Annotated in this window: 24 protein-coding genes; 2 read left to right on the top strand and 22 right to left on the bottom strand. The window is 38.3% G+C overall.

Going from position 1 to position 25,752, the window contains the following annotated elements:
* Positions 1-82: 82 nt before the first annotated feature.
* The 22 genes from AC4J95_RS01855 to map form a co-directional block, all read right to left on the bottom strand.
* A complete protein-coding gene (locus tag AC4J95_RS01855; RefSeq protein ID WP_494548371.1) occupies positions 83-445 on the bottom strand; it encodes a phage holin family protein in 363 nt (120 codons plus the stop codon).
* A gap of 125 nt (positions 446-570) precedes the next feature.
* The gene (locus AC4J95_RS01850; protein WP_494548370.1) at positions 571-1,197 is read right to left on the bottom strand and encodes a DUF2922 family protein; all 627 of its coding nucleotides are present in this window, start codon (positions 1,195-1,197) and stop codon (positions 571-573) included.
* 48 nt (positions 1,198-1,245) lie between these two features.
* Positions 1,246-1,629 carry a hypothetical protein gene (locus AC4J95_RS01845; protein WP_494548512.1) on the bottom strand — a complete coding sequence of 128 codons (384 nt, stop codon included), beginning with the start codon at positions 1,627-1,629 and terminating at the stop codon, positions 1,246-1,248.
* 76 nt (positions 1,630-1,705) lie between these two features.
* Positions 1,706-1,918 (bottom strand): DUF2922 family protein, encoded by a 213-nt coding sequence (locus AC4J95_RS01840; RefSeq protein ID WP_494548511.1) that lies wholly within the window; start codon positions 1,916-1,918, stop codon positions 1,706-1,708.
* Positions 1,919-1,939: 21 nt separating this feature from the next.
* Positions 1,940-2,143: a DUF1659 domain-containing protein gene (locus tag AC4J95_RS01835; RefSeq protein WP_316403777.1), complete on the bottom strand. Its 204-nt coding sequence runs from the start codon at positions 2,141-2,143 to the stop codon at positions 1,940-1,942.
* 657 nt (positions 2,144-2,800) lie between these two features.
* The gene (locus tag AC4J95_RS01830; RefSeq protein WP_494548369.1) at positions 2,801-3,820 is read right to left on the bottom strand and encodes an acyltransferase family protein; all 1,020 of its coding nucleotides are present in this window, start codon (positions 3,818-3,820) and stop codon (positions 2,801-2,803) included.
* 95 nt (positions 3,821-3,915) lie between these two features.
* Positions 3,916-6,063, bottom strand: coding sequence for a glycosyltransferase family 2 protein (locus AC4J95_RS01825; protein ID WP_494548368.1), 2,148 nt, complete (start codon positions 6,061-6,063; stop codon positions 3,916-3,918).
* A gap of 4 nt (positions 6,064-6,067) precedes the next feature.
* Entirely contained in the window at positions 6,068-9,229 is a 3,162-nt protein-coding gene (locus tag AC4J95_RS01820) for a glycosyltransferase (RefSeq protein ID WP_494548367.1), read from the bottom strand.
* Positions 9,230-9,231: 2 nt separating this feature from the next.
* Positions 9,232-10,437, bottom strand: a complete 1,206-nt coding sequence (locus AC4J95_RS01815; protein ID WP_494548366.1) for an ABC transporter ATP-binding protein — start codon at positions 10,435-10,437, stop codon at positions 9,232-9,234.
* Between the two features lie 15 nt (positions 10,438-10,452).
* Positions 10,453-11,265 carry an ABC transporter permease gene (locus AC4J95_RS01810; RefSeq protein WP_494548365.1) on the bottom strand — a complete coding sequence of 271 codons (813 nt, stop codon included), beginning with the start codon at positions 11,263-11,265 and terminating at the stop codon, positions 10,453-10,455.
* A 140-nt stretch (positions 11,266-11,405) separates the two neighbouring features.
* Positions 11,406-12,662: an EpaQ family protein gene (locus AC4J95_RS01805; protein WP_494548364.1), complete on the bottom strand. Its 1,257-nt coding sequence runs from the start codon at positions 12,660-12,662 to the stop codon at positions 11,406-11,408.
* A gap of 20 nt (positions 12,663-12,682) precedes the next feature.
* On the bottom strand, positions 12,683-14,779 hold the full coding sequence (locus tag AC4J95_RS01800) for a DUF7657 domain-containing protein (RefSeq protein ID WP_494548363.1): 2,097 nt from the start codon (positions 14,777-14,779) through the stop codon (positions 12,683-12,685).
* The gene (locus tag AC4J95_RS01795; protein WP_494548362.1) at positions 14,760-15,608 is read right to left on the bottom strand and encodes a glycosyltransferase; all 849 of its coding nucleotides are present in this window, start codon (positions 15,606-15,608) and stop codon (positions 14,760-14,762) included. Before AC4J95_RS01795 ends, AC4J95_RS01800 begins: the two co-directional genes overlap by 20 nt.
* A 22-nt stretch (positions 15,609-15,630) precedes the next feature.
* A complete protein-coding gene (gene rfbD, locus AC4J95_RS01790; RefSeq protein ID WP_494548361.1) occupies positions 15,631-16,476 on the bottom strand; it encodes a dTDP-4-dehydrorhamnose reductase in 846 nt (281 codons plus the stop codon).
* A 72-nt stretch (positions 16,477-16,548) separates the two neighbouring features.
* Positions 16,549-17,577, bottom strand: coding sequence for a dTDP-glucose 4,6-dehydratase (gene rfbB / locus AC4J95_RS01785; protein ID WP_316403763.1), 1,029 nt, complete (start codon positions 17,575-17,577; stop codon positions 16,549-16,551).
* A gap of 13 nt (positions 17,578-17,590) precedes the next feature.
* On the bottom strand, positions 17,591-18,163 hold the full coding sequence (rfbC, locus tag AC4J95_RS01780) for a dTDP-4-dehydrorhamnose 3,5-epimerase (RefSeq protein WP_494548510.1): 573 nt from the start codon (positions 18,161-18,163) through the stop codon (positions 17,591-17,593).
* Positions 18,164-18,174: 11 nt separating this feature from the next.
* Positions 18,175-19,044 (bottom strand): glucose-1-phosphate thymidylyltransferase RfbA, encoded by an 870-nt coding sequence (gene rfbA / locus AC4J95_RS01775; RefSeq protein ID WP_494548360.1) that lies wholly within the window; start codon positions 19,042-19,044, stop codon positions 18,175-18,177.
* A 69-nt stretch (positions 19,045-19,113) separates the two neighbouring features.
* On the bottom strand, positions 19,114-19,851 hold the full coding sequence (locus tag AC4J95_RS01770) for a glycosyltransferase family 2 protein (RefSeq protein ID WP_494548359.1): 738 nt from the start codon (positions 19,849-19,851) through the stop codon (positions 19,114-19,116).
* Between the two features lie 13 nt (positions 19,852-19,864).
* The gene (locus AC4J95_RS01765) at positions 19,865-20,659 is read right to left on the bottom strand and encodes a glycosyltransferase family protein (RefSeq protein WP_494548358.1); all 795 of its coding nucleotides are present in this window, start codon (positions 20,657-20,659) and stop codon (positions 19,865-19,867) included.
* A 15-nt stretch (positions 20,660-20,674) separates the two neighbouring features.
* The gene (locus tag AC4J95_RS01760; RefSeq protein WP_494548357.1) at positions 20,675-21,793 is read right to left on the bottom strand and encodes a glycosyltransferase family 4 protein; all 1,119 of its coding nucleotides are present in this window, start codon (positions 21,791-21,793) and stop codon (positions 20,675-20,677) included.
* Positions 21,794-21,882: 89 nt separating this feature from the next.
* Entirely contained in the window at positions 21,883-22,806 is a 924-nt protein-coding gene (locus tag AC4J95_RS01755) for a YihY/virulence factor BrkB family protein (RefSeq protein WP_494548356.1), read from the bottom strand.
* Between the two features lie 15 nt (positions 22,807-22,821).
* On the bottom strand, positions 22,822-23,586 hold the full coding sequence (gene map, locus AC4J95_RS01750; RefSeq protein WP_494548355.1) for a type I methionyl aminopeptidase: 765 nt from the start codon (positions 23,584-23,586) through the stop codon (positions 22,822-22,824).
* Between the two features lie 289 nt (positions 23,587-23,875).
* On the opposite strand from map, the gene AC4J95_RS01745 reads away from it, so the two are divergent.
* Both AC4J95_RS01745 and AC4J95_RS01740 read left to right on the top strand, forming a co-directional pair.
* On the top strand, positions 23,876-24,319 hold the full coding sequence (locus AC4J95_RS01745; RefSeq protein ID WP_316403754.1) for a flavodoxin: 444 nt from the start codon (positions 23,876-23,878) through the stop codon (positions 24,317-24,319).
* A 160-nt stretch (positions 24,320-24,479) separates the two neighbouring features.
* A complete protein-coding gene (locus tag AC4J95_RS01740; RefSeq protein WP_494548354.1) occupies positions 24,480-25,718 on the top strand; it encodes an aminopeptidase in 1,239 nt (412 codons plus the stop codon).
* The last annotated feature ends 34 nt before the right edge of the window (positions 25,719-25,752 follow it).

Genomic DNA, 25,752 nt, shown 5'->3' with positions numbered 1-25,752 from the left:
ATATTTTAACATAATAGAAAAAGAAATAGTTTCAATATTCATGTTTTAGAATATTTTCCTAATTTTCCTAGAGGACTTGCAGCTATTTCTGCATCCAAGTGATCTTTAGCTTGAATTCATGAGCATTTTCCAAAATCGAGCCGATCTCGTAAACGATTAGTAAAGCAGTCCAGATCAGCGCGACATTGATGGGTAGCGTGATCCCAACGGTTGGCGCTATTTTATCCAATGCTGCCGCACAAATGATGGTGGAAAAGGTGATGAATTTGGTAAATAGTCCATAAAGATTAATGGAGGAGACCCATGTATGGTTCTTTAATGCTTTAATGTAGCCAGTGAAAAGATCTAAGCCGGTCATAGTTAAGAAAACACCCATGATCGGCACGCTTCCACCGAATAAATAATCGAGGATACTTCCTCCTGATACGATTGTTAAAAGATTCATGTATATACCTCGCTTTCTAAATATAGTTTGTAAACACCTGCGAGTAGAATCGCAGGTGTCAGTAAAATGTTGTTCCCTACGCAGTTATGAACTTGTCAATGATCGGATGTAATCGCGAAAATGGCTTATTCGCGTGGAATTTCAGTTGGTCCTTCTTTGTTTTTCTTTCTGATCCTGTGAAGCCATTGCAGTAGTCCGTTTCGTTCTTTAGTGTCTTGGCTTGGGTCAGGTTCAGCTGATCGAACAGAATCATGCGTTTGTTTGATCGTCTCGATTGGTACCGTCATCGATTCTGGAAGAGTGTCCTTTGCCACTGCTACTTCTGGTTTTTCTGTTGGTTCAATACTTGTTAACTGTTTGAAATAGCGTCCAAGTGGTGCTTTGGGTAGAGCTGTTGGTTTCGGAGTAGCCAACAGTTCCTGTTCTGTTTGTTTTGGCTTATCCGATACCTCAAAGCAGCGTACTTCTTCACAGGTTGGTTCTGCTTCTTTGCCTGGCTCGCCATAATAATTCACGTTCTGTGCCTCATGTTCTGGATCAAAGATTAAGGTATCAATGTATTTCACGACCTTTGCGGTCACCACAGAGTCAAATAGTTTTACGCCGTTTTGTGTACTAATATCCAATTTCGTCAATAGTTCGCAAGCTTCTTTGATCTTTGGTGCGGCTAGGTCAGGATTGAGGCCTTTATAGGTCCAGTCATGGGTGCCACCATCGCCTTTTCCAAATGTCACAATTAAATTCTGTATCATTGTTCTGTTTCCTTTCTATAGTTTTTTATCTGCGTAGGTTCGTAGTTATCAAGGTTCGTTAGTTTCTTCAGGACGAGCAAATGAAAAGAGGGAACGGAGCTTTGTCACGACTTTCTCCCCGAAGTTTCTTTGCGGAGAGATTCTCGCGCTTAACGTTTTCCACTCAGGAGCCATAAAGTAATCTTCAAAATAATGAAAGAAGCGTTTCATGGTGCGTGTTGCCTTGGTATTCATAAACAGCTCACGGACAAGATCCTTCAGAAAATGATCAAACTCCGCCGCTCCCAGCTGGTAGCGCACTTTTAACGTTAAGATATATTGGATCGTGATGCTGCTGTTTTGTGTGGCTTGATAAAAATCGGTAATTCGAGTTTCTAGGGTTTTTGGTTTCAAATGGAATAGCTGCCGGAACGACAGGGGTTGGTTCTGCATCATAGGTTCTCATCCTTTCGCTTTCATAATGGAGAAGGGTGGTCGCGCGTTACCGCCGCTCCTCAAAGTGTTTAATTTAGAAAATAATGGTCTCAATCGTTTCGACGTACTTAGCGGTTTCCACGGTGTGGAAGAGCTCAGAACCGTCTTTTTGACAAAGCTTCACGTCCGTCATGCGTTCTAATAATCCTTTGATTTCAGTGCCTGTCTTCGTAGTATCCGGATCATTGAAGCTCCACATTTGATTCTTGCCAAAGCTGTTTTTAAAGGTTGCGACGATTTTTAACATGGACATTTATTTTTCCCCTTTCTATTTGGTGTAGCGTGATTGACTGGTAAGAACTACGCCGTACAGCTCGCTGCCTTCTACCGATAATTCCTTCATAATCTCGCCAAGCTCCAGAACTTTTTCTTCACTTGGTTCTTCGATCACATTCGCGAAGCTGATTTTCTTCACTTTCTCTCCACCTGCGTCAATCTCTACTTGCAGTTTGTTTCCGATGTGTTGAATCATTTGAATTCCTCCAATATTTTTTTGTACCGGCCGGTGACTAAAATATAAACGGTTTCAAAAAAGTGCGAATCGCAAAATTGCAGATCCCCCCCTCAATTTTGCACATTTTGAGCGAAAAAAGCCGTTTTTGGACCAAAATCGGTTAATTTGAGGGGGGTAAGTGCAAAATTGCGATTTGAAATCGTTTTCTATTGGGTTTATAATAAAGAGTTTAGTTTATAAGTAGTGATACTTCGTAATAAGCTGATAACTAAGAAATGCTTTATCAGCTAGGCTATAGCCAAACTATATTGATTATGAAAGAAACTCGACTGATTTTTTATAAGGTACTCAAACTTCCAAATCATTTATTCTTAAATGGGTAGCGAATGGCCTTTAATTACCTTAATTTTCACAGCTTTTACAGCACGAATTTATTTACAATAAGTGTTATCTTTGAAAACTAAAAAAGTATGCGACGCACAGAATAGCGCCGCATACACAACTAACTTTCATCCAGATTTGTCATCACCAACACGATTAGATGAGGTATGAGGTATCCTGAAATATGTAAAGCACCTTGAGCGCTACTTTGCATATTTTGATTTTGAATTCTGAAATTATAGATCAAAAGAAAAATATTTTTCCTTTCGTTATAGCCAGACAATCGTAGGTCTTTTATCTCAGTAATAACGATCCAATTATTTTTGCAATCTGTTGCATAGCAAATGCTAACACTGTAGTCGCTAAAATAACCAAGCATACATATAATAAACGATTGTCGATAGATAATATGTCACTACGAAAAAAACGAATAAACAGACCCTGATATAAATACAGCTCAAAAGAAACTATTTTTATATATTGATATATCCAATTTTTAAAAGTAATTTTGTAACTAATGAACATTGCTAGCGAAACAAAAAAAAGAACAGATAACGATCGAATAACTGGGGAATAAGACACTTCATCAAGATAAAAAAAACTGCTAAATAGTATGGCAAACGCTAACGCAGATTTTCGATATTGACGAAAAAGAAAATCGGTAATTTGCTTTTCTTTAGTACTCCAAACTACTCCTAGTGGGAAACAAAAGACAGCATTTGTCCACCATTCCCCATAATTTAGACGTTTAGCCAGTACAATCGATATTATCACACTTAAAATTAGCAGTACAATCAATACTAAATCGTTTTTTCGAGAAATAATCGCACTAATGAAAAATGTCATGTATAGATAAATTATCATTAGAGCAAACCATCCGGTAGGTACAATCGGACTACCGTTTATTAAAGAAAAGATTGCATTACTCAAACTAAACTCTCCTATTATATTTCGATAAATTAAATAAACAATCATTGCTAAAATAAACGGTATCAAAATGCTCAAAATCTTTTTTTGAAGAAAAGTGTTTAAATATAGATTCCCTTTTTTCTTATATTGTTTTGTTAATCCGTATCCAGAAATAAAGAAAAAAAGACCTACTGCTAACCTACCTACGACAACCAAACGTGAAGCTAGAAAAGAATCTGGATACTCACTAAGTCCCTGTGATAAATGATGCATCATTACAAATATAACTGCAATTACTTGCAAATTACTGGTAGTTTGGATAGATAATTGCTGATTATTATAATCCTGATTTTTTTCACTTGTAAATGCAATAAAAAAAACAATAACTAAAAAAATAAAATCCATTTACGAAACACCCCTAACTTTACTAACTATATTGTAACAAAAAGTCAGAGATAAATTTAGATAAAATAAAAAAAACAACCGACCTTAATCGGTTGCTACAAGTTTTCAACTCTCACCGAAAAATCTCCCCCAACCCTTGTCAAATTTGGGTTATAATACGGATCGTTCTCGATATATTTCGCCCAAGTATTTTCCATATACTTAGTTTCTTTCTCAAATCGAGCTTGTTTTTCTGGTGTATTTTCGTAGCCTCGGGATTGAGACTCGAAGTGATACAATTCGACACCATGCAGCCATACATTGTTGTGATCTTTTTCGTATTCTCGCAAACATAAATCAACGTCGTTAAAGGCAACTGTCAGCTCTTCATCAAAACCATTCAACTCAGCAAAATCTTTTGCGCGTATCATTAAGCAGGCGGCAGTTACCGCTAAGTAATCCACGTTGATTTCAAGTTTTCCAAAGTAACCGAAATCTCCGCGTGGAAATGTATGGTGTCCATGCCCAGCAGCTCCACCCATTCCTAAGATCACGCCAGCGTGCTGGATTGTATTGTTTGGATAATACAATTTTGTGCCGACACAGCCGATACGTTCAAATTGGGCGAAGGAAACCATCTTGGTCATCCATTCCGGCGTAATAACTTCTGTATCATTATTTAGGAATAACAAATATTTTCCTTTAGCAACCTTTGCAGCTAAATTATTGATACGAGAATAGTTGAATGGTATGTCAATAGATTCAACTACAAATCGTTCTCCAAGTTGTTTTTGGTAATTCGCATAAAGATCTTGCATCTCTGGCTGGTCACTTCCATTATCAGCCATCACGATTTCATAATTTGAGTAAGTCGTTTTTTCAATAATGGAGTCAACGCAACGTTTTACATCGTCATAGCCATTGCGCGTAGGAATGATGACACTTACTAAGTCTTCAGATAACACTTTATATTCGACATCATACAAGCCATTTCCAGCCGCGTGATTGACTATCGCTTCGATTCCACGACGTTTAATCGCGTCTTGAACAGCTTTTAGTCCAGCATCGAAGGCATAGCTCTTCGTTGACTGATCAGCAGCTGTCGAACTTGGTAAAATACGCCAATAGTACAAAACTTGCGGAATATGTGCGATACGTTCAGCAGTAGTTTGCTCAGTAAAGCGTAGAACTAAATCATAATCCTGAGATCCCTCATATCCGACACGAAAACCGCCAATTTCCTCCATAATTGAACGACGATACACTCCTAAGTGAGAAATGTAGTTGGTTCCCAATAATAGATCTGGCGACCAATCAGGCTTGAAGGCTGGATCGAACCGTTTGCCTGCCATATCGATCTTATCTTCGTCACTATAAATCAGATCTAACTCTGAATTTTCATTCAAGCGTTTGACTACTTCATACAAAGCGATTGGCGCTAACTCATCGTCATTATCTAATAAAGCAACAAACTCACCAGTAGCGATTTCTAAAGCAGAATTGGTAGCTTTAGAAATATGACCATTTTCAGAGCGAAAAACAATTTTGATCCGTGAATCCTGTGCAGCGTATTTTTCCAGTAGTGGTCTAACTGTAGCATCTGTCGAGCAATCATCAGCCATACATAGTTCCCAATTTGGGTAAAATTGATTTTGAACAGAATCGATACATTTCGCCAACCATTTTTCTTCTACATTATAAACCGGCATCAGAATCGAAATAACCGGCTGGTAATCAAACGAAGTAATCTCCGCTTGAATTGCGTCATTGTCCCAATTCTCATTTTCAGCGATCCATTGTTGATAGCTTTCATCCGATTGCTTGTTTTGCTCCAGCTTGATCCGACGCAACGTATTTTTTAACCCATTACGCTTCAAATAGCCTAATCCTTTACGCGCTTTGCCATATAATGCGTGAATTTGCGAAGACTGTTTAGGTTCTTTTATAATATTTTCATTTGGCACAAATGACTCACTTTGAGTTTCTTCAGCAAAATGAAAATCAAGCACGATTTTTTCGGTTGGATCGACCACTTCAATTAATAAATGAAAACCCATTTGCAGGCTGGCACTCGTTTTGTGAGCAGCAGCTACATCTGAACGTGGGTAAAGCTCTGTTTTATCACTAGTAATGTTTTCTGAGTGAATCTCGATCGTTGGGACTTCTTTTGAATCGAGATCAAGTGCCCAGCCTTTGATTTCTAATTGTTTGGTATCTGGATGATAACTGCATTGATCAATGCAAACTTGTTCATTTTTTGCCACGGGATTAGCCTCCTATGCTGAATTGATTTGGATTGATCAATGGATCATTCAATTCTTGAGAGTATTTCTTCGTTAAAGTGTCATATGCTTCTTTTTTTACATTGAAATGATTTTCACCAGGATAGCGTACTTCAAAATATGGATCAAAAATCAGTTTTTTATTCTGCTGTGCTAAGCGAATTGAGAAATCGATTCCTTTAATTTGAATTGGCAAGTTGAGATCAAAACCATCAAGTTGTAAGAAATCAGTCCTGCGAATAATCAACGCATCTTCCGTTGCTGTATAAATCTCACGAGGCAGCGTTGGACGGAAATACGTTCCGATTGTTTTATTTGATAGACCTTGCTGCTCATATACGATTCGCTCATTTGCAGGATCGAGGATCACACCACAATTTAGAATCGCATCATCTTTACTGATGACTTTACCAGCAACCGCACCAACATTTGGTAAGCGAACAAAGTTCATTGCTTCCTTCAACCAAGTTTTCTTTGTTGGTACTAAATCTTCTGCTAAGAAAACTAAAAACTCACCTGCCGCTTCCTTAGCAAGGTTATTTTCATCTTTGTCAGAGAACATCCGAATGCGTTCATCAGTAATTTCTGAACTGCTTGTCAAGATCTCGAAATTAGACCATTCAGTCGCTAGAAGTTCGCTCACTTGTTTTTCACTTGATTTGCCACTCAAAATGATCGAAACTTTGGGATCTGTTTCATATTTAAAATCGATCTTATAAGCCCCATAATTCTTCGTCATCGACACGACACCGTCAAGTTTACGACGGTCAAGCGCAGCTTGAACCGCATTTTGTCCAGCAACATAGGCGTATTCCTTGCTTTGAGGGTCCATAGCGACAGAAGTTTCGATCGTTCGCCAATGATAAAGAATGTTTGGAATATGGTAGATTTCCTTTGCCGCCTCAGTAGCTCGCAAAACAAAATCGTAATCTTGACTGCCATTGAACTCTGTGCGCAAACCGCTAACTTTTTCTATAATCGAACGTTTTACTACCACAAAATGGGTGATATAGTTATGTCCCAGCAACAACGTTTCATTCCAATTCGGTTTGAAAAATGGATCAAAACGTTTGCCGCTCATGGATAGCTTGTCCTCGTCAGTATAAATGAACTCACGATTTTGATCCTCATTCAGTGCATTCACAACAGCTAAAAGTGCAGTATCTGCCAAAATGTCATCATTATCTAAGAATCCGATATAATCCCCAGTCGCAATCTCAATTGCTGAGTTTGTTGCCTCTGAAATGTGACCATTTTTTTCACGCAGAACGATCTTCACACGATCATCCGCAGCTGCTAACTCTTGCAGTAAAGGTTTGATATGGGCTTTTGGCGAAGCGTCATCGGCCAAGCAAAGCTCCCAGTTGCTGTAGATTTGATCTGTCAAAGACTGAACACAGGCCCTTAACCATTTTTCATCTACATTATATACAGGTACGACTAGAGAAATTTTTGGTTGGAAGGACAGATCCTTCGAAATCTCAATTAATTTTGCTCGGGTAGGTTCTTCAACCTTTGTCATCCACTCTTCATAATTAGCACTTTGCTGTTTAGAACGTTGATAGTTTTTCAGAGCTCCCGACATCCCATTCCGTTTGATTGATCCGAGTAAACGACGAACCTTTCTTGTAACTGGTGTGCTTACTGGTTTAGCATTACTTGCCACAACTGGATACAGCTGTTTCTGATCTGCGATAACAAACAATTTGATTGCATCCATTACTTGCATATTTTTGATTGTCAAGATAAAACCGAATTTTTCTGATGACGCAATGTCATAGACCTCATTTACATCAGGTCGATAAATTGGATTAACTTGCAGCTGATTCATAGATTCCGCTAATAAATACTGCAGGGGCATTTGGCTAGTTTCAGAAAAACCCCAGCCCTTAATGATCGCTTCATTTTCTGATTCATTATTTTCGATTGATTCGATCGTCAGTTTAATTCCTTCGATTTCGCCATTCGCCTGAATATAAGGAATATCTTTCAGTTGATAATGATGCTGATCTAAATAATTCAGCTTTAACGAAAGCAAACGATTTTTTTCTTTTTCATTCGTGACATCCTGCATCACCTTTACTTCAGATGAGAAGAACTCTTCTTCATTCAAGACGTTGACGTTCACAGTATACTCTTTCCCCGCAACAAGAGCTCCATCAATAATCACATAAGGCTCCTCTTTGACTTCAGGAAATAAAAATAAGTCTTCCTGATACCATGAGGCATTCGTTTCTTCGATAGGGACAAGCTTATTGTCAACAACAATCGAAAGCTGTACTGTTGCAGGAACTTTCCCAATCACGACCCGTAATTTCTCCGTATTCGCGGGTGCAAGGTGAGTTGTGACTTTATTTTCATTCGTCTGATTGTTAAAGATATATGGCTTCACTTCGAATTTCCCATCAATCAAATAGGCTAATTGCACCTGCTTGTTGTAATTTGAGTTGATTGGCTCAACTCGCTCAGGATCAGCTACTGGTTCCTTTCGCAACGCATAGAAATACTGATAAACTTCGCCAAACGCACGATTCTTGAAATCATAGCGAACCATATGCGGCAACTCATCATAGCTAGCTGATAGCTCATTCTGGCCAACTTGAGAATAGGTGAAATCTTCACGACGAATTGATAACCCAATACGCTCGAATAATTCCTCAAATCCTTTTTGAGTATAGAAACTATTATGGGTTCGATCCAGCAGACCATATTGCTTCCAATCCAGCTTATTGTTGAATAAATCGATTAAGACTGAATTATGGGCTAGATTGGGAAAAGTAAGTAATATTTCACCGTTTGGCGCTAAAAATTTACTAGCCTCTTGTAAAGCTTTTTCCGAATCAATCAAATGTTCTAAAACATCAGCAAAGATAATAAAATCAAAGGTTTTACCAGCAAAATGGTCGTTCCATTTATACTCTTCAATATTTCCTAAAAAGCCGTCCTGGGCAAAGCCCATGACGTGCTCAAATAAGACCGGATCAAATTCGACGATCGATACTTCACATTTTTTTTCATTGATCAAATACTGAGTCATACGACCATTGCCGGGACCAAATTCTAAAACGGAAGAATCTTCAGTAATCTGACTGATGATTTTCCCCACACTCGTGTGCTCTTCAAGCGACAAATCAAAATCATACTTCATAATTAAATCGTTTCCTTCCACTTATGATCCAAAACGACGATGCCTTCGCCGACATATTTACCAGAGATGAACATGGTTAAATATCTGGTTTTATAGACTAATGGCACAGTTGCATTTTCTTCAAATAGTGCGACATCAAAATAATATTCGCCACCCAAAAGAGCCATTTTTTCATATTCTAAATAGAAGACATTCTCACCCTTATTCCAAGAGATTGTTTTCTCATCTAATAAGGTATTCAAACCACAAACATAGTTATTATCGACTGTTCGAATAGCTATTCCTAAAACTGGTTTTTTGATGGAATCATCTTTGACATCATACGTTACTTTCACAATCACTTTACTATCCTGTTCAACAATATCTAAAGGTTGCAAATCACCATCTAGTAACTCAGCAGATTTTACTTCTACAATGTCATAAGCAGAAAATTCCTCTAACGCTGAATTTTCACGATCGACAGTTTTCAATGATTTCTTCTTCAGGAAGTTTTCATAGTCTTCGGTGATCTCCATCGTTTCACCTTCTGCTTCAACCACACCGTTCTTTAACCAATAGACACGATCACAGAAACGACGAACAGCGTTCACATCGTGAGAAACGAATAGAATTGTTTTTCCGGCATTGCGCAGCTCGGTAAATTTTTCCATACATTTTAACTGGAATTCCAAGTCTCCCACTGCTAAAGCTTCATCGACAATCAAAATATCAGGATCAACATTGATGGCTACTGCAAAAGCAAGTCGCACAAACATCCCACTTGAATAGGTTTTGACCGGCTGGTACAAATGATCGCCAATATCTGCGAAGTTAATAATATCATCAACTTTTTCAGCCATTTCTTCACGAGAAAAGCCTAAGACCATCCCATTTAGAAAAATATTTTCATAACCACTGTATTCTGGATTGAAGCCTGAACCGAGCTCTAATAATGCTGCGATATTTCCTTCAATCTTTACTTCGCCGTCAGAAGGCGTCAACACACCAGTGATGATCTTTAAGATCGTTGATTTACCAGAACCATTTTCCCCAATAAAGCCGATCATTTCACCTTTTTTCACTTCAACATTGACATCATTCAAAGCGTAAAATACTTCATGATAAGTCTTTCTTGTAGGACTTAAAGCTTCCTTCAAACGATCAGAAGGCTTTTTATACATATCATATTTTTTTGTTAAATGGTTGATTTCGATTACTGTTTCTGTCATTTTGCTTTAATCTCCTTATAGAACATCAGAAAAATGTGGTTTCAAGCGCTTGAAGACGATGCTGCCGACCACTAATAGAATCAAGGTCACGACCCAGAAATAGATCGTTAATAACGGTTTTTCCCAAAACCACTGCTCACCAAAAAAAGCGTCCCGATAGCCTTGGACAACATAAAACATTGGATTAAACTTTAGAATAAATTGAATTGTTGGATGTGCCGCAAATTGGTTAATACTCCATAAGACGGGAGTCCCCCACATTAATGCTTGCATAATAACACCAATAAATTGATTGATATCCGGGAAGAAAGGTTGGATTGAAGAAGTGATCCATGTCAATCCAGTCAAGAACATCATCATCGCGAATAGATAGTAGAAAATTTGTAGCATATGCAAGCCAGGTACTACCTGATTGAAAAGTGCTACGATTATCGCAATCACGATGAAGAAGACATGCATAAACATCCCTGAAAACAGTTTTACAGATGGCAAGATGCGAATATTAAAGACAACTTTTTTTACTAAATAACTGTATTCACGAAAGACATTTGTACCGGAACCTAATACTTCAGAAAAATACATCCACGGTACTAACCCAGTTAACAGAAATACTAAGAAGGGATACTTTCCATCAGTCATAGCCGCTTTAAATCCGACGCCAAATACAAACCAATAAGTCACGACCATTACCAAAGGGTTGGCAAAGGCCCAAAAAATACCTAAAGCCGATCCAGCATAACGTGCTTTAAAATCATTAACAGAAAATTGTTTTAATAAGGTACGGTTTTGAAAAATCTCTTTAAAAAAACTTAGTAAGTCTTTGAACATTTTTTTTCCTCTCATCTAACGCTTTATTTATTATTTCTACAGTTGATTAACGTTATTATTCTACAGAAAGATATATGTAAAAGCAAGGTCACAAAAAAAAAGCCTAGATGTTTATCTACATCTAAACTTATTTTTAAGAATTAGCCTCGATGGCTTCTACGTGTTAGTCTCGTTTCAGGTTCTTGCTCCTCGGTCGGATCAAAAACATTCTCCGAATAATCAAGTGGTACTGCGAGTAGTTGATTCTTCTGCCACGCTAATCCTAGCAAACAGAAAGTGATCGGAATCCAATAAGGTGCCATCAATGTATCCTCCATTGTTGATTGAAGAAGGATTGCAAAAAAGGCGATAACAAAGCTTAATTGGGTCGCCTGTGTATCTTTGATAATGATCAGCCAAACATTATACAAAATGAATAAGCTCATCAACACTAAACCAACCAAACCAAATTGACCCAATGTCGCATTATAGCTGTTGTGATTGCCTAGAATCTGCGCACCGCGTTTAAACGTGAATGGCGGCATACCTACCCAAAATTGCTGTTTCACTTCGAATAAGGTATCGTAAAAATGTTTCCAAATATCTTCCCGACCAGTAAATAAGTCAATATTGCTAGAATTGGCTAAAAACAACGACAATGGAAAGATGCCAATCAAAAAGAAGCTGTAACCAATGCCGTAACCCCATTTGACCGTTGTTTTCAAAAAGCTTGGCCATAGATCAAAGAAAACAAAGAAAACTACTGCAATGAAAGCTGCTTGAGATTGCACAACCCAAGTACAAGCCAATGCAATCAAATAGATTGGATATTTCGCGATATTTGCCCAAGTCCATTCAAGTGATTGCAATAGCGTCACAACCAAGAAGCTTGAACACATTACACTGCTGCCAATCGTGTTCGTATTGATCCAGATTTCTTGCAGCTTATTGCTCTTATCCCAAATACTAATTCCTGTAGGAGGTGTTGGAATCTCTGTAAAAATACGAAAAGCAGTGATCAATAAAACTACAAATATTAAGCCAGCGAATACCAGTCGCAAACTTTTTGTAAATTCGACGAGTTTAAAATCCAGTACAACAAAGATAATCAGAGCAATTGTTATATCTTGCAGGAATCCAGCTTGTCTCAATTCGTCAAACTGATGATAAAAGAGGATCGAAAGGATCGCAACTCCGATCCAAATCAGATCGTTCCATTTTAGTTTGTAGCAGTTCAACACTAAGACGATCGTTGCTCCAATCGGCATATATCGGTTCATATTAGCATAGATATTGAACATTCCTTGTGTCCCAATACCCTTGGTCCAAAGGAAAAAGCACAACAAGGTCATCCCAATCAGAATGACTGCACTAACTAAATTCAAGGTATTTACTGTGCTCTTTTTCATTCGTTCCATTTTTTTCCTCCGAACTTCAATTAATTGATATATTCACTATAATTAGGAGCTGGTTGAGGGATTTCCTGATAATTATCGGTTCCGCCAATTGGATCAACAGTCGTTTCTGTACCTGCCTCTGCTTGTTCCTCATCAGAAGTGAATGTCAAACGATAAATTGACCATTTGTCCTTATCGGGTCCGTATACTCGATCAAACTGGGCATAATTTAATGGATTGTAATCCTTCAATGGACGCTTACTAATAACATAATCAATTCCCAGTTTTTTACAATCGGTGAAATTCAAAGTGACAGTAAAGTTATCTGGTCGGTCCAAATGGAATTTAGTTTCTCCTTTATCTATAAATGCTCGGACATGCGCATAGCGATTATAAATTTTTTCGTTTTTACGCTTAGGATCGATCTTGTGCCATAACTTCATATCTGGATAAAAACGCACAGAATTAATTGTTTTAACACCTAACGCAGGCGCAAAATTATAAAGATTGTCTTCCGCTAACCATGTAGCATTCGGATCTTCCTTTTTAATCTTTACTATTTCTTCAGCCAGCGTTTTCTTATCGATTGCACCTGTTCCTTTAACAATCGGATTAACAAAAATTCCCGAAACCAAAACAAGTCCAGTCATTGCCAGAATAAACGCTTTTTTCAACTTGTAAAGCAAACAGAACAGAATCAATCCAAAGACAACTAATGTCATAAAAATTTCAAAATTATTGAAATACAATCCCATCACGGAGGTCAACACTGAATGAGTTGCCAACGCCATAATAAGTCCTAGAAAAATCAATTTGAGCCAGCCTGGAACTTTTACATACTCCCAAAAGAAGTTAATCATCCAGAGAGACAATAGAACAGCACCGAAGCCTAAAGTCACTAAACCGCGTGTGTTAGTAACATAGGTCAACATCAACGCTTTGGCGATTCCGTGACTGTAGCCAAAGAACGTCCAGCCAAAAATAAAACAACAGAATAGAAGTAAAATTACACCTTTGTATTTTTCTTCTTTGCCTTGTTTGGAAAAAAATATAAAGGGTGATAAAAGTAAAGTCAATGGCAAGAAGTTGAAGTAAGATGCAACTTCCCCGTTGTTTGTACCTTGAAAACTGAAATCATCAAAGGGAATTTTCCAGTTCGTCAAGAATAGAAAGTAGTCAGATGGAGGCAAGCCACCGCCGCCTGCTTCCCGGTGACCAGGATAAATAGTATTCATGGTCGCATCAATTGCATCTTTAGACGTGCTATAAAAATGGAATAGGACAAATCCGATGATTCCCAGTCCACCGATGATGATCGGTAGATCCCAAATATCCAAAACCAGTTTTTTTCGAAAATGAATCAGCGTTCCAAATAACCAGAACAGTATCAAATAAGCTAATGGCACCTGATGGGCTGGATACAACACCAAAACAAACCCTATCCCATTAATGACGATCAAACTCATCATCAATAGCCGTATGAGCTTATTCTCATGTTTCGCGATAAAGTAGTAGCTCGCTACCATAATCGCTAATGTGAAAAACATCAAGTCTCCCACATGCTGCATAAACCACCATTGAATCGATGGAGAAAAAGTAATCCAAAAGGAACCTAGTAAGGATAAATACTTGTTACGTTTCGTTAAGATCATCACTAGTTCAAAGCTCAGAAGAAGCATAACAATGATTTTAAAGCCCCAATAAAAGGATAAGCCTCTTTCCTTACCCAAAAAGAAGAAGCCCCAGTTGAAGGGTTTGCCAATCACTGTCAAATCTTTGACTGGTGAATTATAGGCAATGATCATGTTTTGCCCTTCCTTACCGTACTGCTTATTCACTACAGGATAGTCCTGCTCTGTCTGAGAAAAGTAAAAAGGGGTTTGTACCATCCATTCATCTGAACGAACCTCTCGATTCTCTCCAAAGATAACATCTGATTTTTTACCGTCACTTCGTTCTGAAACGATTTTATCCCAAGAGCCGATCGAACTCCCATTTAAATTTAGCGCAACGATCAACACAAGAAAAATGATGCCGATTATGTAGCGAAAGCGAATGATTTGATCAAGCACCTGTAAAAGGGGATTCTTTCTTTCCACAGGCACCTCCCTGATCCGCTTATTTGCTCTTGATTCCATTATTTCCTCCTGAAAATAAAAATTTAAGTGTGATTTTTCCGTAATTGAATTTACCAGTAATAATCTGTTTACCTGCACGAAGCAGTAGCTGCCTTTGATAAGAAGCGAACAATTGTGTTCTATATAAAGAATAATAGCATTTTTCAGCTTTCAAAATCGCATAATAACGAGAATAATTCATACGTTCGGCATAGTTCAACACAGACAACTGGTGATTTAACTCATTTGACAGGATATTTATTTGCCTTTTTTCAGCAAAAATACGCCAACTTAACCAATGATCCAAGTAGTCTAATGGGAAATCAAGATTGTAACCGCCCACTTCCCGCAAGAAGCTTACCCTTAACGCAGTTGCTGAATTAATCACCATAATATCCTGTGAATATGTTTGGTTCTTTTTGGGCAAATCTGTATGTAATGGACGTAAGGTGTCGCTGCTAACAGGTGAGATTTGTTGGTCATTATCATGGATCAGTGGAGCTATCGCTACCACCGAATCAGGTAGTTTAGCAGACTTAGCAATCAATTCATTCAGATACTCACTCGTAAGTGTTGTATCTTGATCCAACGTAATCAGCCATTCAGACTCGTTGCCAAGGTTACTTAAAGCATAATTATAAGCTTGTGCCAATCCGACGTTTTTTTCACTGTGATGATACTCAAAACGTCGTTCTAAGTCTTGAGGCTCACTTACCTTATCACTATTATCAAAAATTAGAACACTTCTGATTTCAGAAAAATTTTCGGAGGTGAGAAGGTTGTTCAAACTTGTGATCGTTGACGATTCTGAAGCCGTCATATTATATAAAACTACCACTATTTCAAACAAATTTCTTACCTCCGAAATTTTCTTACTGTTTTTCTTCTAAATCAAGAAAGCTGGTTAGGGCTTCTTGCCACGTTGGAATCTCAAAACCTAACGCTTTGGCTTTGCTTAAATCCATGATTGAATACTGTGGACGGGTAGCTTTTTGCGGATATTCTTCCGATGTTACAGGTGCAACCTCGACATCGGTATCTTTTAGAATTTCTTTGGCAAACTCGTACCAAGAGCAGCTGTTTTCATTGGATAAATGATATACACCAAATGGTGCGTTTTTCTCAATAACAAAGGTCATGAATTCTGCTAGTGTACGTGTCCATGTTGGACGACCGAATTGATCATTCACGACAGTTAAACGATCATGTGTTTTTGCTAGATTTTGCATTGTGTAGATGAAGTTATGTCCATAAATACCAAACACCCAAGAAGTTCTGATGATATAATAATTATCCATCGTTTCTTGAACAGCTTTTTCACCTAATAATTTTGTACGACCGTATTCGCTCAATGGATTCGTTGTATCATCTACTTGATACATACCATCTTTTTTCTTACCATCAAAAACATAGTCTGTACTAATGTAAATCAAGGTTGAGCCAGCAGCTTTTGCAGCTTCAGCGACATTACGAGTACCTTCTACATTAATTTTCTCATCTAACTCTTTACCTTCATCTTCTGCTTTATCAACAGCAGTGTACGCTGCACAATGATAAATGATTTCTGGTTTCATATCAGTTATAAATTTGTCCGTAGCTTCTTTATCAGTGATATCAAGTTGATCAGCATCTGTTGAAACATATTCGAGCTTCTTTTCATCTAATAGATGGCGCAGCTCTGTTCCTAGCTGTCCATGTCCGCCTGTAATTAAGATCATCTGTATCTGCTCCTTCAGTGTTCTTATTTTTCTCAAAAATAGGCAGGTTATCCCTGCCTAATTCAATTAATATTATTGGCCGTTTTTCGCGTAATTGCTCTCTACAGCTTCTTTTTCAGCTTTCCACCAATCTTCGTGCTCTGTGTACCATTTAATAGTGTCTTTCATACCAGCACGGAAGTTAGTGAATTCTGGTGTCCAGCCTAATTCATCTCGTAATTTTGTTGAATCAATCGCATAACGTAGATCATGTCCTGCACGGTCTTTCACGTGATCGTAAGCATCCTTTGACTGACCCATTTCTTCTAAAATGATTTCCATTACAGTTTTGTTGTCTTCTTCGCCATCGGCACCAATCAAATAGGTTTCGCCGATTTTTCCTTTTGTCAAAATCGCCCAGACAGCAGAAGAATGATCGTTCGTATGAATCCAGTCACGGACATTTTTGCCGTCCCCGTAAAGTTTTGGACGAATGCCACTCAAAATATTCGTGATCTGACGAGGAATAAACTTCTCAATATGTTGATAAGGGCCATAATTATTTGAACAATTGGAAATCGTTGCTTGTAATCCAAAGGAACGGACCCAAGCTTTGACTAATAAGTCTGAACCTGCTTTAGTAGATGAATATGGGCTTGAAGGATTGTAAGGTGTTTCGGCAGTAAATTTCTCGCCTTCACCTTCACCATGTCCTGGCAAATCTTCTCTTAGCGGAAGGTCTCCATAAACTTCGTCTGTTGAAACATGGTGGTAACGAACATTATACTTACGACACGCTTCAATCAACGTATAAGTTCCAATGATGTTCGTTTGTACAAATGGAAATGGATCTTTCAATGAGTTGTCATTATGAGATTCAGCCGCATAATGAACAACTGCATCTGTATTTTTCACTAATCGATCTACCAACTCTGCATCAGCTATGTCGCCAACAACTAATTCCACACGCTCTGCTGGAAGACCGGCTAAATTTTCCTTATTGCCGGCGTAGGTTAATTTATCTAAAACTGTTACGTGAACTTCTGGATGATTGTTTATGACATAGTGAACGAAGTTAGAGCCGATAAAGCCCGCTCCGCCAGTTACGATAATGTTTTTCATCTTGTTTACTCCTTTATATCTCACCATATACGAAAGGATTCTCAGCTTCAAATTCTTTCAAGGTTGGTTGTTTGGCATCTTTTTCTGATGTAATTGCCTTTTCGATATCGATCGGCCAGTCAATTGCTAAATCAGGATCCGCAAATGAAATACCGCCGTCCGCTTCTGCATCATAGTAGTTATCACATTTGTACATGAAGTTGACGTTTGGCGTCAATGTGACAAATCCATGAGCGTATCCACGAGGAACTAATAATTGGCGGTGATTATGTTCAGAAAGGATGTAACCTTCCCACTTACCATAGGTTGGGCTTCCTTTTCGGATATCAACGATTACATCAAGGACCGCGCCAGTTACAACACGAATCAATTTGGTTTGTGCTGATTTGCCCTTCTGAAAATGCAGACCACGTAATACGCCTGCTTCACTCGATAAGGAATGATTGTCTTGAATAAAGTCAAAATCGATGCCTGCTTCTTTAAAATCTTCTACTGAAAAGCTTTCGGTAAAAAATCCGCGATGATCACCGAAAACAGCTGGTTCAACAATTTTTACATCTGTTAAATTTGTTTCTGTTACTTTAATTTTCCCCATGATTAATCCTCTTTTGCTAAACGTAATAAGTATTGTCCATATTGGTTTTTCTTCAACGGCTGCGCTAATTCAATCAGATCCTCTTTGGAAATGTAACCCATCCGATAAGAAATCTCTTCCAAGCATGCGACTTTCAAATTTTGACGTTTTTCGATCGTCGAAATAAACGTTGATGCTTCTAATAATGATTCATGTGTTCCGGTATCTAACCACGCAAATCCTCGACTCATGACTTCAACAGATAATTTGTTACGTTTCAAATACTCTTTGTTAACATCAGTGATCTCTAATTCACCGCGTTCTGAAGGTTCGATGTTTTTTGCGATTTCTACCACATCATTGTCGTAAAAATATAATCCGGTCACAGCATAATGTGATTTCGGCTGTTCTGGTTTTTCTTCAATCGAAACAGCCTGCATATCGTCGTCGAATTCTACGACCCCAAAGCGTTCAGGATCATTCACGTGGTAACCAAAAACAGTGGCACCTTCAGTTTTCTTAGCCGCACGTTGCAGCATACGAGACAAACCATCGCCATAATAGATATTGTCGCCTAATACTAAGCAGACACTGTCATTACCAATAAATTTCTCACCGATAATAAATGCTTGAGCCAATCCATCTGGGCTTTCCTGAACAGCATATTCGATATGGATACCTAATTCATGTCCATTTCCAAAAAGATTTTCAAATCTAGGCGTATCCTGTGGTGTAGAAATAATCAAAATTTCATTGATCCCTGCCAACATCAAGGTAGACATTGGATAGTAGATCATCGGTTTATCATAAACCGGCATTAATTGTTTCGAAGTTGCCTTTGTTAAAGGATACAAGCGCGTTCCGCTTCCTCCAGCTAAAATGATTCCTTTCATGATTACGCTCCTTTTTTAATGCATACGAACATATTATACCTGATGTTAGGTATTAGAAAAATCGTTTTGCTACTTTTTTTTGATTTCTTTTATTCTTTTTCTTACTAATTGCAGTGCGTTCCAACGCCATTTGAATTGCTGGACCTTTGAAGCTGTCGTCTTTATTTCAGAAGCATTCAAGCCATGTCGGCGATAATAAACCAGTTGCTCTGGAATAAATGTGACACCACGATAATAATCTGCCAATAACCCGATCCACATGTCGTGCATGGGAACAGTTGGCGGAATCGGTAAAATAATTTTCTTTAGCTCTGCACGAAACGCCATTCCTGCACCGATATAGCTGCTCTTCACTAGATTATGCCAAAATCCATGATGTGTATGACGCAACGATTGATAAGATGGTACCAGTACTTCGAAGTCGTTATCAACAATGATCAAATCAGAAACAACCACCTTTGTCTTCGGATTGTCAAAGTATGGCATTGTCTTAGCAATTTTGTTTGGATGCCAAACATCATCCTGATCACTTAGAAAAATAATTGGGTGTGTACTTTTTTCAATTGCATTAGAAAAATTCGCGATCAACCCTTTTCCTTGATTCTGAAAAAGTCTGATGCGCGAATCCTTTGCTTTTAAATCTAATAAAAATTCCCACGTCCCATCAGTTGAATGGTCGTCGGAAATAATCAGCTCATCATATTCTGAAAGTTGTGGGAAGATGCTGTTCAATTGTTCTTCAATAAAGTGTCGGCCGTTGTACGTTGCCATACAAACCGAAATTCTCTTCTTGGATTGCTTTTGCATTCCCTACCTCCAATTAAAAAAATTGCCAGCCCCATTTTTGAAAATATTTTCTCATGGACTGTAAGAAAATTAAAAATAATTTTTTGCTTTTAACAGCTCCACGTTCGTACAAGTGAATCACTGTAAATTGGGGACTGTAAACCGCTTGGTATCCCGCTTGTTCCATCTTACGACAAAGATCATTGTCCTCAAAATACATAAAGTAACGAGCATCAAAGCCTTCGATCTCCTTGAATTTAGCGAGATCCACTACCATAAAACTACCGGAAATCATTCGTACAAAACTATCTTGCTCATCAGGTAAATCACGACACTCAAATTTCGCTAAACGTTTGTCAAACAGCTTTTTAACAAATTTAAATGGAATGAAACGTAGCATATAATCAAATACATCTAAATGGTTGCGAATTAAAAATTGAGTCGTTCCATCTTCATTTAAAATTTTCGGAGCTAAAAGACCACAATCAGAATAATCGGCCAAATGCTTAACCATCTCTAATAAATGATTCTCTGTGAGAATAATGTCTGGATTGAAAATAATCCCATATCCATCAATTTCTAAAAGATTTGCATTATGTCCAAACCCAAAACCTTTATTTTCCTCATGAAACTCAATAGCAATAAAGGGGTAAGCAAGGTATTTTTTTAAACGTTCGCGATAATCAGGTTCCGAAGCATTGTCAAAAATCCTGATCCGAATTCCCGAATTCTCACCAATTGTTTCTATTAATGAATCCATACTCAAAAAAATCTTATCACTATTATGGGTCACAATGCTGATAGTCACATTAAGTTCATTCACATTCATAACGGACAACAACACTCATTTCTTGAAATATTTATGCAGCACTTGAGAACGATATTCCTTATTGCCGAAAAAGCGGAAACTTTTGGTAATTATACCGTATTTTTCAGGAATCAAGCCAATCAATTCTAATAAGAATGTCAAGGCAAAAACCATCGCAATAATCAAAACAATTGTTCCTACGCGGCTTGTATAATTAAGTAATAATGCAGTAAATGAGAACAACACCGCAATCGCGTATATTGTTAAGACCGCTCCTCGATGCGTAAAACCTAAATTCAGCAAACGATGGTGTAGGTGCTGCTTATCGGCGACAGAAATCGGCATATTCTTTGATCTCCGGCGAACCATCGCAAAGAATGTATCCGTTACCGGAACACCAAGAATGATCAAAGGGGTAATCAAAGAAATAAAGGTAACATTTTTTAATCCTTGTAAAGAAAGGACAGCGACCATAAAGCCTAAAAAAAGTGCGCCTGTGTCGCCAAGATAAATCTTGGCGGGATGAAAATTATAAGGAAAAAATCCTAATATACTAGCTACTAAGCAAAAGATGATTAAAGAGATAAATGTTTGAGAAGAATGCAGGAAAAAGTATCCAATCAAACCAATCGTTGTTAACCCTATGATCGACACCCCAGAAGCAAGCCCATCCAATCCATCAATCAAATTCATCGCATTCGTTATACCAAAGATCCAAAACAAAGTCGCAGGCAGGCTTAACCATTCTAAGTTGATTCGACCAAATAGCGGGGCTGTAAAGAAATCAAAACGAATATCCGCATAAAAATAAATAACTAACCCTGCTAACAATATCCCGACACTTTTCTGTCTAGGAGTCAACTCGTACTTATCGTCCAAAAGGCCAGTAATCACAATGATCAACCCACCGATTAGGATCTTGCTAATATAATCGAAAGGAATCACGCCGCGAAATAAAATTAACGACGAAATAGCAAAAGTAATGAAAATCGGCAAGCCACCTGCACTAGGCATCGGCACTTGGTTCATTCGGCGAGCGTTTGGATTATCGACTAACCCTGTCTGTACCGAAATTATTTTGAAAATCGGGGTCAAAATCAAGGAAATCAAGAACGTTAAAAAGTACTTAATAATCAACCCGAATGATACTAACATATTGCCACCTGCCTTTTTACTAAAAATTATTATATCGGATTCAACATTCTTTACAAGGTTCTTCAGGAAACTTACAAAAAATCTTGAGATTATTTTTTCTTTTTAAAGAATCGATCTTTCAATTCATTGAACCATTTATTGACTCGATTTGAACCCTCTTTAACTTCTTGCCCTGTGCGATATTCTTCAATCGCCACATTCAGCACACCGCCTAAAATAATAATCGTTGCTGCAAAATTCAGCCAAAACATCAACACGATAAAACTTCCGATAATCTGATAACCTGAAACACGTTGTGCGAATGTTTGTGCATATATACTGAATCCTTGGGCTAATACGATCCAACCGACCGTAGCAAAGACAGTACCAGGCAGCGCGTATTTGATTCGAACATGGGCATTTGGAATAACGATATATAGGCCTCCTAAAATAACCAACAGTCCGATCAATGTTACCGGCCAGCGTAGGGCTAAGAATGTTTCAATAATATCTGGTGAAAAACGTAATAATTGCTGTAATGCATCTAAAATCACCTGCCCCGCGCTGAAAAACAACGCAACTGCGATGATGGCCATCATTAGAATGCCGACAATCCCGACCGAAACGATTCGGCTAATCACAAAATTACCTCGATCCTCAACACCGTATGCTCGATTCAAAGCTGTTTGTAAAGCATTAATCCCTCGACTAGAAGACCATAATGCTGCCAAAACGGAAATAGACAGCATGCCTCCAGAAGTGCTTTCTAATAAGCTGATGATTGCTGGTTTTAAAAAGCTGAAGACATTTGGCGGTATTGCTTCACTTAGATAGGGCAAAACTGTTTCAGGAGTAATATTGAAGTATGGCAATAGATTTCCGACGATAATCAAGATTGGAAAAAAGGACAGCAACAAATAATAGGCAACTACCACTGAGCGGTCGCCTATTTCTGTCTCTGCTAAATGTTTTTGGATCGATTGGATAAAACTCATTATTTTTTTATTATCTTTAATTTTATCTATTGGTCCCATAAAAACCCCGTCGTCCTAATATGTTCCTTCTTCACCTTGTGAAGTCAAAATCTTTGGTCCTTCTTTTGTGATTGCCAGCGTATGTTCGTATTGGGCACACCAGCCGCCATCGCGAGTGTAAGCAGTCCAACCATTGGGATCCATTTTCATTTGCCATACACCGGTATTGATCATTGGTTCAATTGTAATGACCATGCCTTCTTTTAAGCGAAGCCCTTTTCCGGCCACACCATAATGAGGAATCGCTGGCTCTTCATGGATTGTTGGTCCAATGCCGTGTCCAACAAAGTCGCGAACCACTGAAAAGCCTTCGCCCTCCGCATATGTTTGGATCGCATGACCAATATCTCCAATACGATTTCCTACTTCGGCCTGTTCAATCCCTAAATACATTGCCTTTTTAGTAACTTCCATTAAACGTTTTATCTCAGGTGATACTTCTCCAACGGCGTATGACCAGCAAGAATCAGACATTGCTCCCTTGTATTCAACACACATATCAACCTTAATTAAGTCACCATTTTTCAAAGGTTTCTTTCTTGGAAAACCGTGACAGATTTCGTCATTGATACTGCAACAAGTCGCATACTCATAGCCTTCAAAACCGATTTGAGCCGCTATTCCGCCATGACTTTCAATAAAGTTTCTGACGAATTTTTCAATTTCCATACTTGTAACACCTGGTTTTATAAAATCCCGTAAATGGCGATGAACATCAGCCAATAATTCGCCTGATTCATTCATCATTTCAATTTCACGGGGTGATTTTAATGTAATCATGTTCTCGTCTCCTATTCAGACCGTAATATTCATTTTTTCATCTTGTCTATTTTAACATAACCCTATACAGCGAACAAATGGTTAGAGAGCAGTCATTTCCTTTTGATTTCTATTTTGATATAATGACCATAAATTTAGCTTAAAGCTATGGATGTGAAGTTAAATTTTCACGATCCGTTAAGAAGAGAAATTATCTTAATAATGCTTTAGCTGAATGATATATGGCATCCTAATTGAATTAATTTTCCTTGAAAAATTAATTCATTCAAACGAATAAGGGGGAATTATTTTGACACTAGCAAAAATCGTTTATGCCAGCATGACTGGAAATACCGAGGAAATCGCTGATATTGTTGCCGAGGCCTTCGAGAATTTAGATTTAGACGTAGAAATCGATGAATGTACTCAAGTAGAAGCGGAAGATTTTGAAGACGCAGATATTTGTGTCGTCGCAACCTATACATATGGCGAAGGCGATCTACCTGACGAGATTGTCGACTTCTATGAAGATCTGCAAGAGTTGGACTTAAGTGGAAAAATCTTTGGCGTATGTGGATCTGGCGACACTTTTTATGATCAATACTGTAAGTCCGTTGACGACTTTGATGCGGCTTTCGCAAAAACCGGCGCAACACGTGGTGCTGACAGTGTAAAGGTTGAAATGGCAGCAGAAGAAGAAGATATCGAAAACTTAGAAGCCTTCGCAAAAAAAATCGTCGAAGCAGTTTCATAATCACTTTTAGTGATGTACCAAATTATTGGTGCATCTTTTTTAATACAAAATTTGGCAGTTCTACTTTTGTTATTTGTAAATGCAACTATTTTCAGTTTATATTAGTATAAAGAAAATCTAAGAAATGCTAATATATGATTAACGAAACGGAGGGATATAGATGGTTTTACCTAATTTTGATACATTACTAAAAAAATACGCCCACTTGATCACAAAAGTTGGAGTAAATATTCAAAAAGAGGATACTGTTGTCGTATACGCTAGTGTTGAACAAGCACGCTTAGCTCGACTGGTTACGAAAGAAGCTTACCAATTAGGCGCGGCAGAAGTCATCGTGCAGTGGAATGATGACGATATCCAACGAGAATTTTTAAGTCACGCAGCGGATGACCGAATCAATGAAGTTCCTGCCTATAAAGTTGATGAAGCAAATACTTTTGCAGAAAATCGAGTGACCCGAATCAGTATCGTTTCTCAAAACCCAGATGCTCTATTAGGCGTTGATACAAAACGTGTCGCTACGTATCAAGCAGCTCGCGGAAAAGCATTACAAGCGGTTATGGAAGCAACACAATCAAATAAATTACGTTGGACTGTAGTAGCTGCTGCCAGTCCCGCTTGGGCACAAAAAGTCTTTCCAGAGCTTGATTCAAGTGATGAACAAGTGGATAAGCTCTGGGATGAAATATTTAAAACCACACGTATTTATGCTGATGATCCAGTGAAAGCTTGGGAAGAACACGATGCTACAATGCGTAAACAAGCAGAACGTCTGAATAATGAACAGTTTTATGCCCTTCATTACACTGCTCCTGGCACGGATATCGTGATTGGATTACCAGAAAATCACGTTTGGGAAGGAGCCGGAAGCTTCGCCGCTGATGGCAAGGAATTCATGGCCAATATGCCAACAGAAGAGGTATTCACTGCCCCTGATCGCAATCGCGTGGATGGCTATATAACCAGCACAAAACCATTGAGCTATGCTGGAACAACTCTTAACGAAATGAAATTCACATTCAAAGATGGCAAAGTCGTTGAATTTTCCGCAAAAGATGGCGCTGATGTTTTAGCCTCATTGTTGGATATCGATGAAGGGGCCAAACACTTGGGCGAAGTTGCCTTAGTCCCTGACCCTTCGCCTATCTCTCAATCAGGGATTACTTTCTTCAATACCTTGTTTGATGAAAATGCATCGAATCACTTAGCTCTCGGGGCTGCTTACCCATTCAGTGTAGAAGGTGGCACCGAAATGACGAAAGCTGAACTAGCAAATGCTGGATTAAATAGCAGCCAAACACATGTTGATTTCATGGTGGGCTCTGCTCAAATGGATATTGATGGTATTCGAAAAGATGGTTCAAAGGTTCCGATTTTTAGAAATGGAGATTGGGCTTGATTTAGAATAGAAAAAAGTCCGCTTGGAATGACTC

This window comes from Enterococcus sp. GPZ-007 (assembly GCF_059374735.1).
Note: the sequence above shows the minus strand (reverse complement) of the source record. Positions and strands in the feature narration are given on the sequence as shown.

Coding starts and splice junctions, on each gene's coding strand:
- AC4J95_RS01765 (WP_494548358.1), bottom strand. CDS start 20,659: ATGAATGTGAATGAACTTAATGTGACTATCAGCATTGTGACCCATAAT.
- AC4J95_RS01805 (WP_494548364.1), bottom strand. CDS start 12,662: ATGGAACGAATGAAAAAGAGCACAGTAAATACCTTGAATTTAGTTAGT.
- AC4J95_RS01830 (WP_494548369.1), bottom strand. CDS start 3,820: ATGGATTTTATTTTTTTAGTTATTGTTTTTTTTATTGCATTTACAAGT.
- AC4J95_RS01855 (WP_494548371.1), bottom strand. CDS start 445: ATGAATCTTTTAACAATCGTATCAGGAGGAAGTATCCTCGATTATTTA.
- AC4J95_RS01820 (WP_494548367.1), bottom strand. CDS start 9,229: ATGAAGTATGATTTTGATTTGTCGCTTGAAGAGCACACGAGTGTGGGG.
- AC4J95_RS01815 (WP_494548366.1), bottom strand. CDS start 10,437: ATGACAGAAACAGTAATCGAAATCAACCATTTAACAAAAAAATATGAT.
- rfbD (WP_494548361.1), bottom strand. CDS start 16,476: ATGATCTTAATTACAGGCGGACATGGACAGCTAGGAACAGAGCTGCGC.
- rfbA (WP_494548360.1), bottom strand. CDS start 19,044: ATGAAAGGAATCATTTTAGCTGGAGGAAGCGGAACGCGCTTGTATCCT.
- AC4J95_RS01740 (WP_494548354.1), top strand. CDS start 24,480: ATGGTTTTACCTAATTTTGATACATTACTAAAAAAATACGCCCACTTG.
- AC4J95_RS01755 (WP_494548356.1), bottom strand. CDS start 22,806: ATGGGACCAATAGATAAAATTAAAGATAATAAAAAAATAATGAGTTTT.
- AC4J95_RS01845 (WP_494548512.1), bottom strand. CDS start 1,629: ATGCAGAACCAACCCCTGTCGTTCCGGCAGCTATTCCATTTGAAACCA.
- AC4J95_RS01840 (WP_494548511.1), bottom strand. CDS start 1,918: ATGTTAAAAATCGTCGCAACCTTTAAAAACAGCTTTGGCAAGAATCAA.
- AC4J95_RS01770 (WP_494548359.1), bottom strand. CDS start 19,851: ATGCAAAAGCAATCCAAGAAGAGAATTTCGGTTTGTATGGCAACGTAC.
- map (WP_494548355.1), bottom strand. CDS start 23,586: ATGATTACATTAAAATCACCCCGTGAAATTGAAATGATGAATGAATCA.
- AC4J95_RS01760 (WP_494548357.1), bottom strand. CDS start 21,793: ATGTTAGTATCATTCGGGTTGATTATTAAGTACTTTTTAACGTTCTTG.
- AC4J95_RS01835 (WP_316403777.1), bottom strand. CDS start 2,143: ATGATTCAACACATCGGAAACAAACTGCAAGTAGAGATTGACGCAGGT.
- AC4J95_RS01800 (WP_494548363.1), bottom strand. CDS start 14,779: ATGGAATCAAGAGCAAATAAGCGGATCAGGGAGGTGCCTGTGGAAAGA.
- rfbB (WP_316403763.1), bottom strand. CDS start 17,577: ATGAAAAACATTATCGTAACTGGCGGAGCGGGCTTTATCGGCTCTAAC.
- AC4J95_RS01810 (WP_494548365.1), bottom strand. CDS start 11,265: ATGTTCAAAGACTTACTAAGTTTTTTTAAAGAGATTTTTCAAAACCGT.
- AC4J95_RS01850 (WP_494548370.1), bottom strand. CDS start 1,197: ATGATACAGAATTTAATTGTGACATTTGGAAAAGGCGATGGTGGCACC.